This window comes from Paenibacillus sp. FSL K6-4396, from assembly GCF_038002525.1.
Lineage (GTDB): Bacteria > Bacillota > Bacilli > Paenibacillales > Paenibacillaceae > Paenibacillus > Paenibacillus amylolyticus_B.
Genome location: NZ_JBBOCR010000001.1, coordinates 6406106 through 6425214 on the forward strand (window position 1 = coordinate 6406106; position 19109 = coordinate 6425214).

The window sequence follows — 19109 nt, forward strand, 5'->3', positions numbered from 1 at the left end:
TCCTTAACTATCTGCCTACTACGCCAGTAGAGTTAATCAATTTATCAAGCAGTTGATCAAATGTGGTCATAAAACGCGCCGATGCACTATAGGCATGCTGGAACTTAATCATGTTCGCCATCTCTTCATCCAGCGATACACCACTCACGGATTGACGACGGGTGTCCACTTGCTCTACTAGGAACTCAGAGTTAGATGTCTGACGTGCTGCTTCTTGTGACTGAACTCCGAGTTGTCCCACAATAGCACTAAACTGTGCACCAATCGTTGCATTGCGAAGACCATCAGCGGACTTCATTGGTGTATCTTTCAAATTGGCAAGCAAAATGGCGAGTGTATTATTCCCTTTAATTACAGTCTCTGTACCAGAAGCATCCGAAGTACGAAGGGAAGTCGCAATCTTATTCGGATCAGCCAAAATCTCGGCATTCAATGAAATATTGCCAGCTGTAATGGCTGTTCCACCACCCGCTGCTGTAAAGAATGGGACTCCTCCAGAATTAGTTCCATCCATGCTGTATCCAAGCTGATGCAGTCCGTTCAGACCTTTGACCGTAACCTTGAGATCTGTAGCTAATGTCCGCGCTGCACCTGTGTATGTAACTCCATCCAGTACAGTATTATCTGGCAAGACAGAACCCGCAGGTAGGGTAATCTCAATATCACCGTTGGCAAGCGTGTTAGCTAAGTCGTCCATTTGCTTCTGATAATCAGTCACCAAAGTGTCTCTGGACTTAATCATGCCGTGGACCTCGCCGTTGGTGAGCGTGCCTGCTGTATATGCAGCATTCAGAAAAGCAGGATCAACCGCGACTTGTACCGCCCCGCCAGTGACGAGTGCCTGTCCATTCATCTGAACCTGGTATCCTTGCGGAGAATCCGTAACGGTAACATTCATGATTTTGGAAAGCTTGTCTGTCATCAGATCACGTTGGTCACGTAAATCGTTGGCATTGTCGCCAAGAGACTCGACTTTTACAATAGCGCTATTAAGGTTCGCAATGTTACCGAGGTAGCCCTGAATTTCATTGCTTTTCACAGCAATGTTACTATCAAGATCCTCGCTAAGTGCATCCAGTTGCCGGCTAATCTGATTCATCGCATCGGTCAGAGCCAACGTCGTTTCTTTTACGATCCGCCGTGCTGTGACATCCTCAGGATTTTTACTCAGATCTGACCATGATTTGTAGAAATTATCCATAACGGTTCGAAAACCAGTGTTTGATGGTTCATTTACAATAGCTTCAAGTTTCTCAAGAGTATCTCGTTGAATGGACCAACTCCCGAAGTTGGTATTTTCATTGCGATACTGGTCATCCAGAAATTTCTCACGCACACGTGTAATGGAGTCGAATTCTACCCCTGTACCGAGCTGTCCTGGTGTTGTACTATGCAGAAATGCGAACGGCTCCATCGGAATAGATGCCTGCATGTTTACCTTTTGGCGTGAGTAACCTTCCGTGTTGGCATTGGCTATGTTATGGCCTGTTGTGCTAAGAGCTGTCGTCTGTGTGAACAAACTGCGTTTAGCCGTTTCGATTGAATGAAATGTAGATGTCACCTGGTTTCCCCCTAATTAATCAGGCACGCGTGTCAAACAGACCGATTCGCCCTGGATTACCGTTCTTATCAGCAGGATGCTGATACGTGGCATCCTGTTCTGGTCGAGAAGCAAAGATGTCCATGGATAAGTCAATAAACATCAGCGATTGCTCGATCAACTTTTGATTCAGTTGATTAATTTCTTTTAACTCCTGCAGTGTTCCCGCCAGCTTCTTCTGGACTTCAAGCAATCGCAGTTTGTCAGCCGGATCAAAAATCAGCTTCGAGATCTCAGTAATATTCAAGTTCAGCATAGATTTGATTCCACGCTCCTGTAGCAGTTCGTGTACTGCACTCTGCCGTTCGATCTCCAATGGCTCCTGTTGTTTCATGAAACGAGATTCTTTGTTGAGGAGGGCAATGAGTTCATCTACATCATTTTTGACAATGACCTGTCTCTTGACCTCACTGAGTGCCAGCATATCGCGGTGACTTTGTTCCATTTGCTGCAAAACTGCAATCAATCTGTCCAGTGCTGCCATTACGTAATCACCTATTCCTTATCAAAAGACTTAAAATACGGTAGCAACTTGTCAGCAAGCTTGCTACTATCTACCTGATACGTTCCCGAACTCACCTGTTCTTTGAGTTCCTGTATCCGTTGTATGCGTCCTGCATCCTGTGTACGACTTTGTTCTTCAAGCATCTTCATCGCCTCCGGAGAAATGGATACCTCGTCCTTACGGCGGCTCTTCTTGGCATCAGCCTGCTGATTGGATTCAACGTTCCTTTGATATGAATTGATTGCTCCAATTCTACTCGGTTCATTGATTTTCATTTAAAATGCACTTCCTTCCATGATTAGGAATTTATGTTGATATACGTTTTTCTCACTTCAATCTTTATGTTTTCAAAATGATTAGGATAATAAAAAAAACCGATAATCTTTAATAAGTTTATCGGTACGTTTCAAAACATTTGTTATAGCAAAACATGTATTTGAGCCCTCGCTCCTATGAATCGCGTAGTTTGTCGACAGCATTGTAGGTTCGTCCGCCTAAATTGTTGTTATCCTTCTGACCTACTTCACGAGCAGCTCCTGCCAGGTCTTTCGTTAAACGATTACGGCAAGAGTCGCACATATGACCTTCACGAATCAATGTTCCGCATACTTCACAAGGATACATCATATTCGGGGCATTCTCGATGGAAATTCGTCCCTCACGGATGAACTTGGTAATGTTTTTTATTGAAACTTCCGTTGCATCGGATAGCTCCTGTATGTTGGTGCCCTTGTTTTCGCGTAAATAATCTACACAGATCTGATATTCCTTCTCTATTTCCTTAATACAGTTTGAACATACATCTCGAAAATTCAACGCATATAATTTACCACAGCGAGGACAATTACCTAGATTCATCGCTAAAACGCCCCTCTCAAACTTCCATTTCCGAATAGATAATAACTATACATTACCTTATTTTCTCTGATGAAGCCATAGTCTATTTGCAAAACAAAAGAGGGGAACAGGATGCACATATACGCAATCCTGCTCCCCATTATATATCACTAATTCAATGTTCTAATACTTAGTACAGAAGACCATGCACTTGTGTTCTGATCGTTGAATGCCCGAATACGATATTTATGCGAACTGGACGGTAACAGATCAGACTGAATAAACGTTGTGTCATTGACAGTCGCCACAATTTGCCCATCTGCTTCAATTTCGTAAGACGAAGCACCCATAGCCGCCTCCCATGTCAGAATAACATTTGTTTTGTCCGAAGTTCCCTTCAGCACAGGTGTAGTTAATTGAGTCATTCCCGTTATGATCTCACTCCAAGCTCCCGCACCAGAAGCATTTTTGGCACGAATCCGGAAAGTATGCTCCGTATTTGGTGCAAGTCCGCTCTTCGTATAAGCTACTCCACTCACGGCAACCACCGTACCATCAATCTCCAGATCATACCCGGTAGCTCCAGTTACAGCACTCCATCTCAGCGCAATAGCCGCTGTGGTTGCAGAGTTAATACTTAAACCGGAGACACTGGCAGGTAACGTAGTTTGCGACAATATTGCTGTCCATGCACTCACATTGGTGTCGGTCAGGGCACGAATACGATATTTATGAATGGTTCCACCAAGTACTCCATTATGGACATACAAGAGATCACTTACAGTAGCAACCACTATGCCATCTGCCTCAATCTCATATTTTGTTGCACCAACAACTTCATTCCATGTCAGCGTAACTGCGGTTTCTTCAGGTACAGCTTTCAGCGTTGTTGGTACATTTAATTGGGTCGAGGCGGTTACAATCTCACTCCAGCTACCAATGCCAGCAGCATTTTTGGCACGAATGCGGAAGGTATGCTCTGTATTGGCTAGAAGTGCTGTTTTGGTATAAGCCAAAGCGGTTACTGCGACTATTTTACCGTCAATTTCCAGATCATATCCTGTTGCTCCCGTAACTGCATTCCACTTCATAGCAATGGCTACTGTTGTTGCAGAATTCATACTCAATCCGGTCACACTGCCTGGTATAGTGCTTTGAGTCAAGACCGTAGACCAAGCGCTGCTGTTCTTATCCGTTAATGCACGCACACGATAGGTGTGCGATGTTCCTGCAAGCAAATCACTATGAACATATGAGGGATCGGTTACTTTAGAAACAATTGCTCCATCTGCCTCAATTTCATAACTGGTTGCATCTTTGATATCAAGCCAATTCAAAGTAATAGCTGTTTCCTCTGATGTTGCTTTCAGAGCAGGTGTGTTTAACTGGGTTGTAACATCTGTTACATCTCCCCAAGCCCCAGCCCCAGCAGTATTCTTGGAACGAATACGGAATGTATGATCCGTATTGGCGATAAGTCCCGTTTTGGTGTAAACCACTCCACTAACAGGTACCACCGTGCCATCAATTTCAAGGTCATATCCCGTCGCTCCTGAGACTGCGTTCCACTTCAGAGCAACAGCTGTGTTCGTTACACTTGTTACCGTTAGCCCGGTCACAGAACCAGGCAACGTATTTTGTGTCAAGACCGCAGTCCAAGCTCCAACATTGGTTTCGGTCAGAGCGCGTACGCGGTATTTATGTGCTGTTCCAGCTATCAGATTATTGTGAGTATAAGTAGGCACCTTAACAGTACCCACTAAGACTCCATCCGCTTCAATCTCATATTTGGTTGCATCTTTAACTTCAGGCCATGTCAAGGTGACCGCTTGTTCCTCAGAAGAAGCCTTTAGCACAGGTGTGTTAAGTAAAGTTGTGCCATCTACAATCTCACTCCATATACTTGCACCTGCTGTATTTTTAGAACGAATACGGAACGTGTGATCCGTATTTGTCACAAGCCCACTCTTCGTATAAGCTACTCCCGTTACTGGTACAACTGTACCATCGATCTCAAGATCATATCCTGTTGCTCCCGTTACTGCCGTCCATTTCAATGCAATGGCTACGTTCGTAGCCGAGCTAATACTTAAACCAGTAACTGAAGCAGGTATCGTACTTTGCGTCACCACTGCAGTCCAGGCACCTGTATTAGAGTCCGTCAGTGCACGTACACGATATTTATGCGCCGTTCCTGGAAGCAAACTAGTGTGCACATATTTCGGTTCGCTAATTGTACCAGTAACGACTCCATCTGCTTCAATCTCATACTTGGTTGCATCTGTTACATCTGCCCATGTCAATGTAATCGCAGTGTCTTCCGAGGAAGCTTTTAGAACAGGGGTATTTAATAATGTTGTACCACTTACCTCATCACTCCATGCTCCGGCACCTGCCGCATTTTTGGAGCGAACGCGAAACGTATGATCCGTATTAGCCGCAAGTCCGGTCTTGTTGTAGCTTAATCCAGTAGCAGCTACAACTGTGCCATCAATTTCAAGTTCATAACCTGTTGCTCCGGTTACAGCATTCCATTTCAAAGCCATTGTTGTGTTCGTTACAGAGGTAATGCCCAATCCAGTAACTGAACCTGGTAGTGTATTTTGATTTAAGACAGCAGTCCAAGCCCCGTTGTTTGTATCTGCCAGTGCTCGTACACGATACTTATGCGCTGTTCCTGGCTGAAGACTTGAATGCACATATTTCGGCTCATTAACTGTTGCAACAATTGAGCCATCTGCTTCAATCTCATACTTGATCGCATCTGATACATCTGCCCATGTTACTGTAATAGCAGTCTCTTCCGAGGAAGCTTTTAAAACAGGGGTATTCAACAATGTCGTACCGTCAATGATATCACTCCATACTCCGGCACCTGCCGTATTTTTGGAGCGAACCCGGAACGTATGATTCGTATTGGCTGCAAGACCTGTCTTGTTGTATGTTAATCCACTTACAGCTACTACCGTGCCATCAATCTCTAAGTCGTAACCCGTTGCTCCAATTACGGCATTCCACTTAAGCGCGATAGCGACATTGGTTGCAGAGGTTACACTCAATCCTGTGACTGAACCCGGTAAAGTATTCTGAGTGAGAAGTGCAGTCCAAGGGCTAACGTTCATCTCCGTCAGGGCTCGTACACGATACTTATGCGTTGTTCCTGGAGTCAAACTCTCGTGCGTATAGACTGGCGCCGTAACCGTAGCTACAACAATACCATCTGCCTCCACTTCATATTTGGTTGCATCAGTAACATCTGCCCAAGTTACTGTAATTGCATCTTCTTGGGAAGATGCTTTCAGAACAGGCGTATTGAGTTGAGTCATGCCACTTACTACGTCACTCCACACACCCACACCTGCAGTATTCTTGGAACGGATACGGAACGTATGGTCCGTATTCGCTGTAAGACCACTCTTCGTATATGTTAAACCAGTAACTGGAACTACCACTCCATCAATCTCCAAGTCATATCCAGAGCTACCGGTCACTGCACTCCATTTCAAGGCAATTGTGGTGTTTGTTGTGGATGTTAAACTGAGACCTGATACTATTGCAGGCAATGTACTCTGCGTCAGGATTGCTGTCCATGCACTTGTATTGGTATCCGTCAACGCACGAATGCGATACTTATGGGCTGTTCCTGGCAGCAATGCTGTATGGCTATAACTAGGTTCTTCTACTGTTGACACTACTGCTCCATCAGCCTCAATTTCATATTTCGTTGCGTCCGCTACATCATCCCATGTCAGATTGATTGCATTTTCTTCTGATGTTGCTTTCAAGATAGGTGTGTTCAACTGCGTTATTCCGCTGATCAGATCACTCCATGCCCCTGCACCAGCGGCATTCTTTGAGCGAATACGGAAGGTATGATCTGTATTTGCTGCGAGACCATTCTTCGTGTAGGTTACTCCTGTTACAGGGACAACTGTTCCATCGATCTCGAGATCATAACCTGTGGCTCCGGTTACTGCTGTCCATTTCACAGTTACAGCTGCATTGGTCGCTGCACTGACCACCAATCCATTAACGGAATCAGGCAACGTATTCTGTGATTTTACTGCCGACCATGCGCTAACGTTATTGTCACTTATAGCTCGTACACGATACTTATGGGCCGTTCCAGATTTGAGCCCTGTGTGCGTATAGATTGAATCTGATATATCTCCAACGACAACGCCATCTGCCTCAACTTCATATGACGTTGCACCATCAACTGGTGACCAGATGAGAACAACTTCTTCTTGTGAAGGGTTGGACTGAATAACGGGTGTACTCATCTGGGTGATTCCTGTAGTTACATCACTCCAGCTTCCTGCACCACCAGCATTTTTAGGTCTGATTCTAAAAGTGTACTCTGTATTAGCTACAAGGCCAGTTTTACTATAAGTGGTGCCTGTTACAGCAACATTAGTGCCATCAATCTCCAAATCATATCCTGTAGCACCCTTTACCGCAGTCCAAGCTACCGTTAATTTATTGAATGTGGCATCAGTAACCGTCAGCCCGTTGGTACGATCAGGTACTGTTAACTGACTCACCATTTTACTCCACGCACTCTCATTGTTAGCCGAGAAGGCTTTTAGCACATAGGTATGCGTTGAATTAGCTTCAAGCCCTTCATGTACATAGGAAGTTACGTTTCCTAATTCAAATGGTGTACCACCATCAATCTGCAACTGGTAGCGATCTGCAGACTCAACCGCCATCCACTGAATCGTATTCTTGCCTTCCTCTGGCGTTACGGCCAAAACAGGTTTCTCAAGCAAGGTTGTTATTGCAACCGGCTCACTCCACTCACTAGCTCCTAGTCTGTTAATTCCACGTACTCTATAGGTGTATGTAGTATTGGGTGTAAGTGAAGAACGTGTATAATTGATTCCGTAAAAAGGCCCTTTGACTACGCCATTCTCTTCAATCTCATATTGAACAGCTTGTGGAGCAGCAGACCAATTGAGATTAATAGCTACATCACTGGCATCAGCCGCCAAATTAGCTGGAACAGCAGGATTTGTAGTAATAGGCTGTGTTGTCCCCGGCTCTTTTACAAAACTGAATGATTCTGCTTTCCGTATGTAATACGGATTCAGGTTAGATACAAAATCTACTACCGCTCCTGTATCGGCATTAATCACAAGACTTAACTGTGTAGCCTCATAGCTTTGCACATATCTTGGCGTAGTCATTCCAAATTCATCAACGGAGGAATTATTCCATACTCCAACATTGGTTCCGGATTGTCTGTATTCCATAGTCGTGTAATACTCCCATACCTCAGCAAAGTCGATGATAAAGGCATTGGTAACTTTACCGGCATAAGTAGATGTATAGGAGCCAAATGAAATCTTGGTTATGTCCTCAACTGCTCCATTAATCGATTGGCTTCTCCTAAAAGAATATCCTGATGTTGAAATCTCATATGATCTCACCCAACCCAGCTTAACTGATTTTTGATTCACCTGTAATTGGCCGTTGTTGTTGGTCAACACATATTGGTAATCATTACTTGATGAGACTATCCCGCTTCCTACTGCTGCATGTGCCCGGTTCCCCCCGTACACGCCAAACTGTCCGAATACCAGCATGAATACTAGTAGACGGACGGTCCATAAGTAAAATCCATTTTTTCTTTTTCCTGCGACCACTTTTGTTCTCCCCTTCAACAGATATGTTGTGCCACTCCCTATGCTGTCACCTGTGGTGAACGGCAAAACTATCTATTCTGCGCGAGAAAACCAATTCCTCTTTTTTACATGTAAAAGATTTCTTATTACGCTTTCATTTATAATTTCATCAAACAACTATATTTCAAACGGAATAAATGGAATGGAGACACGCATTAACGTACCAATGATTAATAAAGGAACATATTTTCCTGTCTACTATTAATTATACAGTATAGATCACCCACCTAAAGTGGCTGAAGAATGTTGCACGTCATTTATTACTTGGATTTACTGTCTAGGATCTTGCCAGTGTCAGCGTGTAAACATTGACCGGAATCTCCATGTAGAAGCCAGCATTTAGAATAATCCGCCCACAAGCGTCCAAGGTGCTACCTGTTGTGTATATATCATCGATCAGCAGTAGCTGTATGGGTTTGGCATGCGATATGCCCATATATGTTGGCAGATTAGATGCCCTGTATAGCTCTTCAATTAACTTCATGCCATCCGGGTTGATGCTAAAAGCATTCTTCATCGTTTCGATACGCTCACCGCGTGATTTGAAGCTTTGTTTGGTGGTGTTGATCTGGCGCTGCAACAGATCAACGATAGGTAGGCGGCAGGCGGTGGCGAGCCCAGCAGCCAGCCGCTCCGCCTGATTGAAGCCACGCTCGGCCAGACGCTCGCTGCTCACCGGGACATAGGTGACCGCGTCAGGCCGCCATTGTGGCTTCATTTGTTGAGCATGTGTGGCGGAATGAGCCACGGGGGCTGGGGGTTCTTTTGCCAAAGTAGAATTTCGTTCTTCGCTCATCGCTTGAAAGGCTTGAATCAACAGCGCGGTTAAGAGCGGCGCGTATCTTTCATGGCCTCGAAATTTGTACATGCCTATCCATTCTTTCATAAGAGGGTTGTATTGTACGGCGCTGCGGTTGGAGATAAAAGAACGGTTTTGCATATGTGGACGAGCACAGTCCGGGCATCCAACACCCCGACCACAACGCAGGCAACGGATGGAACGGATCCATGGAATCTGCTTCACACAACGTGGGCATATGCCTGGATAGGTAGAAGACAGAATCGCTCGAGTCCCACATGTCAGACAAGTCGCTCCCGGCGGGGCGAGCAAGTGATGAAGACGCTGGGTCAGGTGCTGAGCATGATCGGTTATGTTGCTGAGCCAGTTGAGCATAGGGGGACACCTCCAGTATTGAGAATGTATTGTGATATGTGGATACGAACTGGGCAGATGACAATTATGTCTGGGATGGTAGATGCAGGTAGCCTTTGCGACGAGCGATGGTGTTCATTTTCCGAATCTGGGCAACGGCCTTCACCTGGGATCGTGTCCGACGAGATGATGCAAAAACCACTCTACCCGCCGGGTCATCCATGGAACGCCCTGCTCTACCCGCCATCTGGACCAGCGATGCCTCATCAAAGAGACCATTGTCTGCATCCAATATAAAAACATCACTGCGCGGAATGGTCACGCCACGCTCCAGAATTGTGGTGGTTACGAGCAAACGAATTTTACGTTCACGAAAGGCTATAACTTTGCTAGCGCGGTCTGGATCCTGAGATGAAGTTCCTTCGATATGGATTCCGGGAAAAGTACGACGCATTAGATTCACAAACGCCTCAATCTGGGCAATGCGTGTCACAAAGACAAATACCTGGGCGTCACGCTTCAATGAAATTTGGATGTTAGTCCTCAAGGCAGAAGGAAAATTTCGTTTCTTAATACATTCAGCAACGGTAACCATCTTGACCAATCTTGGCACGGGCAAAGGATGACGGTGGAAACGTACTGGAACTTTGGCATGATTAAGTTTCCCCCGTGCTGCTTCCCTCTGGAGCCGAGCAGGTGGTGTGGCAGATAGATAGACAAAATTCCCGTCCGACTTACAGGAGGATGCTGCCGCGTGAGCGAGCATGGGATCGTTGTGATAAGGGAAAGCATCTAGTTCGTCGATGATGACGAGATCAAACCCCTGGTAAAAACGCATCAGTTGATGTGTGGTCGCAAGCGTGAGCTGAGCGTCTTTCCAACGTTCATCACTGCCTCCGTAAAGGGTAGCGAGCGAGGTGTCCGGAAAAGCTTTGGCCAGACGCGGGGCTAGCTCCAGCACCACGTCCCTGCGCGGCGTAGCGACCAAAGCTCGTCCGCCACGATCCAATGTATGTTGGAGCAGGGGGAAAATCATCTCGGTCTTGCCGGCCCCGGTCACGGCCCACAGCAAGAACCGCCCCGGCCCATCCCCTGCGGGTGGCCGGGCCAAAAACGCAAGCGCCGCGGCTGCTGCCGCGCTCTGCGCTGCGCTAAGCCCCCACCGGGCGAGCCCGCCGCCGGTGGGGGCCAAGGCCGTGCCACGCGGTGCTTCGCCGCGTCGTGGCACGGCCCCTTGCGCTGCACTGCGTAGCAGCAGCGCACAAGCACGGCTGCGCCCCAGCGCGAGGCAAGCCTCGCAGTAGGCGCACGCCGCCAGGCCGCAGGCAGCGCAGGGCACGCGCTGCCTGGCTTCGCTGCCACAACGGTGGCAGCGGGGCGCGCTCCGCGCGCGTCCAAGCCACGCGTGCCGACGGCGCGTGGCAGGCCCTTCGAGGGCGGCTGTGATACTCAGCCGCCCGTGCAAGCGCGCGAGCTGCGCAGCCGCGCGCCACTCCCTTGGCGGCTGGGCGGTATCCGCCAGCAACGCCTCCGCCTCGGCCGCCAGTAATTGGCGGCCGCTGATCCGCTCAGCCAGCAGGGCCGCGTCCCGTTCCAGCTGAGCCCACTGCACGGCGGGATACGGCTCTGGCACCCCGCCTACCAACGCACCACGCACAGCGGAACTCCCCGCTTTGCCCGCTATACCTTTTCTGGCCTCTGTTTCCCCCGAGGCCAATTCATACACATCCAGCTTCCGCGCAAGATAGTTCTGCCATTCGCGCTGGCCCCACTGATCCATACCTCGCTCCATCTCATAATGTTCAACCAACCAGGATGCCTGACTTAACGGTAACGCCTTGTCTAACAGCAACCAGCGCAGCACATGTCGCCCACTTCCTCCCTCCAGCCACCAAGCCACATCCACTCGAATGTCGAGTGATAACATCATGTTCCACCCTTCCCCTACACGGCACATATACAAAGCAACCTTCATTTACTCTCCTCCCCCCATCGTACTTTCTCCTGAACGCAAAAAAAGCACATGCCAATCCGGCTGTTCGCCGGCGCATGTGCTTCATGTCCATATTATGATTAATCTACTTATTACTATACCAATTGAATCTTTACATCACAAGGTTAGTCACACAACATGATTCCATCATACAATTCTGCTAATAACCAGAATCTTTCTATAAAATTGCGAAACTTTTTCCAATCTGAATCGTCTATACTTTTAAATTAAGAGTTCTGACTTCGAAAAGTTTATTTTAATACTCATAAACTCGTCAAAACCCAGACAATAACCATAGATTGCATAAAAACCCATTTTTAATTTAAAAGCAGACTTGGCTACAATTACAAAAAAAGACTACAGCTTCTGCTGTAATCTTTTCACTGTAGATCTGCGAAATGTTAATCCCATTTCCGTTTACATGATGATTTATTGCTCTGACTCACGCAAATCAATCAGGCGAAACGTGTGATTGGTCTGTGCTACCCGTTCAATATCAGCAGGGACAGCAGGCAGATAAGATGTCTCCATTCCTTGCCTTTGCATAAGCTTTTCAATAATCGTAATCGTTTCCGCTTCAGTACGATCAGCAACAACGGTTAATCTGAAGCTCTTACCACGGTATAATAATTCCCGGCAAAGTTCTCTTACAATGCCTTCGATCCGCCCTGCCTGATTGGAAGGGATGAGCAGGATCTGCTCGAAACCTTCAGATTCCGGACGGGAAAGATGGCGCTGGTGCATGGCATGAACGGCCATTGCCGCCAGGAAGTATATGAGCAGAATCATAGTCAGATGAGCAACCATGGCAACTGCACCTCCTCGGAAGGTCATGCTCACCCATGGCGAACATCCCTGTATACAACAAGTATATGCTGTACTTCCTGAAGGGTTACACTTGCATTTCCTATCACTCATATTCCACGCTGATCGACACCGGACGAAGAAAGACAGGCCAGGTCATTCATTCACGCCTAAGCTTGAACATATGTTCCGCACAGCCTTACACTTTGCTCATTTGCAGTGATAAAGTCCATTAACCCGCAGACCAATCCAACATTCTGGAAAGGGCGCGAGTGAACACCAATCTATACTTCGTCTAGGTTGAATCAACCAATGGACTGACTTACCATAAGAATACTGCTTTACGAAAAACATAAGGTATTAGAGCGTAACCCAACCATATTTGATCGAATTGATAACAGCTTGAGTACGGTCGTCCACTTCCATCTTCTGCAGAATGCTGCTGACATGGTTTTTTACTGTTTTTTCACTGATGAACAGGAATTCACCAATCATTTTGTTGCTCTTACCTTCTGCCATCAAGCGAAGCACTTCAGCCTCACGTCGTGTGAGCGGGTTATTGTCGCCAGCAACAAATTTAACACCTGCTTCCTTCGAAGCTCCTTCACTCATTGCCCCTGTTTCATTAAGATACGTCATACGACGCAGCTGCATGATCAGTTTGCCTGTTACTTTCGGATGTATGAACGCATGTCCCTCATGCACGGAACGAATCGCATTGATCAGAGACTCTGCCTCCATATCCTTCAGCAAGTATCCGTTAGCCCCTTTACGAAGCGTCTCGAATACATAACTTTCATCATCATGAATGGACAAGATAATCACTTTGACATCAGGGAACAGCTCACGCAATTTCTCCGTTGCTTCAACCCCATTTTCGATTGGCATGTTGATATCCATCAATACGATATCAGGTTTATCCTGATTGCAGAATTCAAGCACTTGAATACCATCGCCGCATTCGCCGATGACCTCAATGTCGTCCTCCATATTTAAAATGCGTTTCAGTCCCTCACGGAACAGCTGATGATCATCAGCCAAAAGAACTTTAATCGATGCTTTACCAGTATCACGGTTTTCCATCATCCTGCTACTCCTTTCCCTTATCCACGTTTGTCGGGATATGAATCACTATTTTGGTTCCTTGATTTTCTCCGGATTCAATCTCTATTCTTCCTTCTAACAGTTCAACCCGTTCTCTCATCCCAATCAGACCGAAGTGGGTATGATCCTTGCTTTTCTTGGCAAGAAGCTCCGGTTTGAACCCAAGCCCATTGTCCTGAACGACAATTTTGACGAGCTGAGCCTGGTACGTAATTTCCACTACAACATATGTGGGATAAGCATGCTTTGCAGCATTCGACAGACCTTCCTGCACGAGGCGGTAGATTGCAGCCTCCATGGCTGAAGATAAACGATGTTCCTTACCTCTTGTTTCAAAAAGCGACCGGATTTTCGTTTTTACCTCAAAATCCTGCACATACTTCCGAAGCGTTGGAATCAGTCCCAGATCATCCAGTGCCATAGGACGCAGATTGAAAATAACTTTTCTCATTTCTTCAAGACTGGAACGAACCTGGCCTTTCAAATCTACTATTTCGGCCTGGACCATCTTAAAATCCTGCTTAATGAGCATTCTTTCTACAATTTCCGTCCTAAGCACTAGATTGGCGAGCATCTGCGCAGGCCCGTCATGAATCTCACGAGCAATACGTTTCCGCTCTTCTTCCTGGGCCAAAATTATTTTCAAACCAATCATTTGTCGATTTTTGGCAGATTCGATGATCCGGGTCACTTGACCCAGTTCACCTGACAGGTATTCGAGTACAACACCCATCTGCGAACCGATGGTCTCGGCACGCTCCACAGAAGCTTCCACATTTTTGGCACGCTTCTGCAGATCATCCCGACGGGCCTTCAGATACATTTCCTTCTCACGATAAATCATCAGATCCAGCTGCAGCTGTGTTGCTTTCTCATACGCCTGCTTGATATCATGCTCGGAATAACGGACAAAGTCGCGGCTAACCTCAGTCAGCCGGATCCGGGAACGGCGGTAGTTCAGCTCCAATTGATCTACTTTCTCGATCGTTTCCGCCGTTTCCTTCAGCACCGACTTTAACTCCTCGTTGAGTGTTTTCAGCTCATCGCGAGTTGCGTCCATAATTTCGAACATTTGATATTTGCTGTTTTCCATGACTTGTATGGCGTTTTTAATGACGCGGTCTATGGCATCGGCTTGTAAATCCACGTTTGTTCGACTCCATTTCTATCGTTTCCGGTATATATCATACCATATCACGATGAGATGGTAACGGTCTTCGTTTTCTGTTCCCATTTTACAGTCAGACCAAGTTGCTCGGAAACGAGTCTAAGTGGGACTAAAGTCCTACCACCCGTTACGTATGGTGCAACAGTTGCGCTCTGTCTTTTACCATTCAGAATGAATTCTTTCTGCCCTACAACCAGATCAATCAGCTTGCCACCACGTAATACCGTGATCCGCTGATTTTTGCTATCCCAGCTTGCCTGACCACCAAAAGCGTCCAAAACATGTTTGATTGGCACATACGTTGTACCATTTTTCAGGACCGGTGCTGCATCAATCACTTTTTTCGTTCCGTTCACCGTCATCGATTTCTGTCCAAGCACAAGCGAAGCTGTACCCGTAGGCAATCCGACTTCACTGGACTTGGAAGGCATCGTGAATGCGATATTGTCAAAAGCAACCGTACCTGATTTCGCACGCTCATCCTGACCTTCCTCCACGTTCACCACATAGACCCGCTTCAGCTTCGCCGGATAGGAGATGTTCAGTCCGTTCAGGTCCACACTCAGCTTCTTCCACCCGTTCCAGTCAATTGCCTTGGCGAGATCGGCATATACCGTTTTGCCATTGGCATCCGTAAATTCGGCACGTAACCAGTTCAGGCTTTTATCTCCCATAACATCCATTGACATCGATGTAGCTGCAGCAGATACCTCTCTACCGGTAGAGCCATTCAGTTGTGCATAAGCGTACATTTTGCCTGTTCCAGCAGTCATATCATAACCGAGTTGCAGTACATTGGAGCCGGCTTTTTCACCAGTTCCTGCTGTGACTGTTGCCGTACCAGTTACACCCGCTGCGTTCGTCGTGAAGTTAATCGGATAATTCACGTTTTCGAAGTTCTCCCAGATCGTTTCACTTGCAGAAGCCGAGAGTACTACGACTGTGCTGTAACCATCATAACGACCAATCGCATATCCTACTTGTGCACCAGAATTAACGGAAGATACCGTTAATTGGTCAGCAGTAACTTTACCTTTGAACCCGATAAATTCCCATGTCAGCGAGTCTGCCGGAACCGTAACACTTTGTCCGCTCTTCGTTGTTGCCGTTACAGGAATGGACATCGTTGTGCCTGCTTGGAGCGAACCGAGACCTGATCCTGCTGTCAGAGAAGCCAGTTCACTTCCACCCAGTACCGATACTTTAATCGAGGATGAAGCTCCATTGCTCGTTGCCGTCAGCGTTGCTGTGCCTGGCTTCACGCCTTTGATTGTACCGTTGCTGACACTCACGATGCTGTTGTTGCTGGACTTCCAGGACATGCTGATATCGCCTGTTGCGATCGGGTTGTAGTAGGTGTCATATCCTTTGGCTGTGTACTTGCCCTCTTGACCCACCAGCAACGTTTGGCTACCACTCACGGCAAAGCCCTTCAGTTTACCTACAGGAGCCGTAGAGAACACACCTAGCGTGTTTACAACCTGACGTTGCTCGGTGCCATACTCTGTGTTGAACGTCAGACCAGCGGTTTGCTCACCCAACGGACGTGTTACCATTGTTGTGGAGCCGCCTCCATCCAGGTTCATGCCTTTCCAGACACCCACACTGGTCATAAAGGATTGCAGTTCCGTCAGCGACATCCCGCTGCTGTTACTGTTTTTCTCCGCTGCGATGATGTAGACATACCGACCATCCTGGGAGTATCCTACTGCCGTTCTGGCACGAATGCCACCAATGCCGGAAGATGCGATATCACGGGAAAAGGAAGCTGCCTTTCCACCGTTCACCAAAATGGTATGACCGCCAATCATCATCTCCAGGTTACTAGGATCAACCGATTGCCCGGTTGTTTTGGCTTTTAGCTTGTAATCCGCATCCAAGGTTTGCCCAACGGATAGATGGCTCATGATCCATGTCGCCGCTGTTCCATGCGCACGCAAAATGTACCCATCCTTCGGCACCGTCATGTTTAGCGCTTTTTTATCCGAGATTTGGGTGATTACTCCGTTCTGCACGAGAACCTCTGTTGGAGTTGTGGAAGGATCATTTGGTCGTTTGCTCGATGTCCATGCCGGTGTATAAATATACATCGAGTTGGCATGACTATACTTCACCGCACCCGACTCTACCGTATAATCCTCTTTATTTATCCCACGCAAAGCAAAGGTTGAACCATCCTGTGCCTTCACAGTTCCGTCAAAAGAATACTCGTCGATCATCGGTTTGCCATCCTTGGTCACCGTGAGGGCATACATGCCTGACAGTTCGGAAGGTGTGGAGACCAGCACGCCATCGGAGACCTGTCCACCAATTGGCGAGAGTTCCCCGGATACATTGAAGTAATCGCCATTTACAGCAGCTACTGCACCGTTTTCCTTGGCCATGGCACCTGTGCTCTGTTTACTGTTCAGATTACCGCCCTTGCCTGTCATTACATCCAGCTTCACATACGGGTTCAGCAGATCCACCTGGACTACATCCGCCAGTACGTTGACCTTGGAACCGGAACGTGTTGTTGTATATCTGTATTTCATGAGCTTCGCACCCGAAGTCAGGATTTCTTCACTCAACTTGCTTGTATTTGTAGATGCTGCAGCGGCCACCGATTGCCACGAAGTGCCTGACCACATCTGCCCACCTGCGCTCATCACCGGTGCAATCCAGATCACACCCGCCAGCGTCACAATCGCCCATTTCTTCACCTTACTGCCCTTAACGTCTTCCAGCTGTTTCTCATGTTTCCCCAGCATGTCTGAAACGTCTCTCCCATCTTGTATATCAATCTTAGACATCACGAACACTGCCAAGTGGGCAGCCGATAGCGAGATCTCTAGTATACTCTTCTATTAATAGACTGCTTTTTGTGGAAAAAGTTACGCCCCCAGCTAACTTTGAGGGTATTCTTGGCAAAAAGAAACCCAGGCGCGGCATTAACTGCACACCTGAGTTCTAGAACAATATTGATTTATGTTGAATCCTATTATAATTCTGGAAAAAATATTTCAGGTAACTCTCTATTGGTTTCTTCATAGTTAGCATCAATGTTAAATTCATCACTATAATTCCAGTGCCCATTGGCATAATCAAGATAGATTAGTGCGTTATATTCAGAACTATGTTGCTCTATCTTCTCTGAAACACTACTCCATTGCATCGTAGCATGGACAACAGCTTGCTTCTCCCCAAGAAACACGACTCGTTCATTAGACATATGATACGTAGTGTCTCCATACTCAAAGGAAGCTCTTGTAATGTGCTCCCATGTTCTCCATTCATCAACTGCATTTGCGTTCATTCGTCCAATATCAAATGGCGAAGTGTATTTATACGTTAAATCAAAGTCTTTCTGATTAAACGCTCTATAATATTGCCTGAGGTCAGATAGGACATTTTGTTGCTTCTCATTAAAATTCTCTTTTATCGTATGTACAGATTTATCGATATCTTCTGGAAGCGTAGTATTACTGGAAAGATATCGATCCTGAAGTATTTTCCACATATTATTTTCTTTCTTAATTCTGAATACGATCTCATGCTGGTCGTCCATTACCTGATTATTATGAATATAAGTAACGTACAATAATGCCTGGTTCGCAGATTCATATGTAATGCTTGTGATATCGACATTGTAGATTCGATCAGGGATTTCGCTCACTTGGGGTGCTATCTTACTATCCGTCAAATAAGATCTCTGCATATGATCTGAAGCTAGTAGTTCTACAGTGAAAGCTCTATCATATGTTGTTATCAAATCAAGTATCTCTTTCTCTTGACCATACCCATACTGCACCATCCACGCCGTATTCGACTTTTTATCATACTTAACCGCATGCTTGGTTAACCAGGCGGCATAACGGATAGGTAAAAAGAATTTTCCATCAATCTGAATACCTGGCCTTTGTAATTCGTAGTAATCTCCCGATCCACTAATGTAACCATCGTCCGGTAGAAAGATAAATTTTGATTTCCCGATCTTAACTGAGATCTCTCGATCTACCACTGAGTAATCCGCTTGGTACCCCATTAGTTGAATAAACTCTCGAAACGGAACATACACCGTTCCTGATTTTGTCATCAGTTTAATATTTGTTGGCTTTTCATTTACGTACAGTTGTATGGATTCTTTATTATCTTGAGCATACGCCAGTGATGGTATAGATATTAACCCCAGAACGAGGACAAAAACTAGCATTTTTTAAAGCAAATTTACACCCTCTATCCATGAAATTTATGACTTTATAATATAAAGAAGCGAAAC

Annotated in this window: 12 protein-coding genes; all 12 read right to left on the minus strand. The window is 46.3% G+C overall.

Translation table 11 applies throughout. The features are described 5' to 3' along the window. Positions 1-7 precede the first annotated feature (7 nt). The 12 genes from flgK to MHB85_RS28175 all read right to left on the minus strand — a co-directional run bounded on the left by flgK (position 8) and on the right by MHB85_RS28175 (position 19043). Positions 8-1561, minus strand: coding sequence for a flagellar hook-associated protein FlgK (gene flgK, locus MHB85_RS28120; protein WP_341074020.1), 1554 nt, complete (start codon positions 1559-1561; stop codon positions 8-10). Positions 1562-1580: 19 nt separating this feature from the next. Next, a complete protein-coding gene (locus tag MHB85_RS28125; protein WP_289390496.1) occupies positions 1581-2084 on the minus strand; it encodes a flagellar protein FlgN in 504 nt (167 codons plus the stop codon). Positions 2085-2095: 11 nt separating this feature from the next. Continuing rightward, a complete protein-coding gene (flgM, locus tag MHB85_RS28130) occupies positions 2096-2380 on the minus strand; it encodes a flagellar biosynthesis anti-sigma factor FlgM (protein ID WP_047840678.1) in 285 nt (94 codons plus the stop codon). 175 nt (positions 2381-2555) lie between these two features. Further along, on the minus strand, positions 2556-2963 hold the full coding sequence (locus MHB85_RS28135) for a TIGR03826 family flagellar region protein (protein WP_017691972.1): 408 nt from the start codon (positions 2961-2963) through the stop codon (positions 2556-2558). Positions 2964-3112: 149 nt separating this feature from the next. Then, positions 3113-8656 (minus strand): fibronectin type III domain-containing protein, encoded by a 5544-nt coding sequence (locus MHB85_RS28140; RefSeq protein ID WP_192135021.1) that lies wholly within the window; start codon positions 8654-8656, stop codon positions 3113-3115. A 250-nt stretch (positions 8657-8906) separates the two neighbouring features. Beyond that, positions 8907-9377 carry a ComF family protein gene (locus MHB85_RS28145; protein WP_341074023.1) on the minus strand — a complete coding sequence of 157 codons (471 nt, stop codon included), beginning with the start codon at positions 9375-9377 and terminating at the stop codon, positions 8907-8909. Positions 9378-9867: 490 nt separating this feature from the next. Next, entirely contained in the window at positions 9868-11757 is a 1890-nt protein-coding gene (locus MHB85_RS31250; protein WP_445739044.1) for a helicase-related protein, read from the minus strand. 447 nt (positions 11758-12204) lie between these two features. Then, entirely contained in the window at positions 12205-12582 is a 378-nt protein-coding gene (locus MHB85_RS28155; RefSeq protein ID WP_341074026.1) for a hypothetical protein, read from the minus strand. A 357-nt stretch (positions 12583-12939) separates the two neighbouring features. After that, positions 12940-13662, minus strand: coding sequence for a response regulator transcription factor (locus MHB85_RS28160; protein ID WP_026081439.1), 723 nt, complete (start codon positions 13660-13662; stop codon positions 12940-12942). A 7-nt stretch (positions 13663-13669) separates the two neighbouring features. Beyond that, positions 13670-14830, minus strand: a complete 1161-nt coding sequence (locus MHB85_RS28165; protein ID WP_074092506.1) for a sensor histidine kinase — start codon at positions 14828-14830, stop codon at positions 13670-13672. 47 nt (positions 14831-14877) lie between these two features. Further along, the gene (locus MHB85_RS28170; protein ID WP_341074027.1) at positions 14878-17601 is read right to left on the minus strand and encodes a stalk domain-containing protein; all 2724 of its coding nucleotides are present in this window, start codon (positions 17599-17601) and stop codon (positions 14878-14880) included. A 230-nt stretch (positions 17602-17831) separates the two neighbouring features. Then, positions 17832-19043 (minus strand): stalk domain-containing protein, encoded by a 1212-nt coding sequence (locus MHB85_RS28175; RefSeq protein ID WP_341074029.1) that lies wholly within the window; start codon positions 19041-19043, stop codon positions 17832-17834. Between the last annotated feature and the right edge of the window lie 66 nt (positions 19044-19109).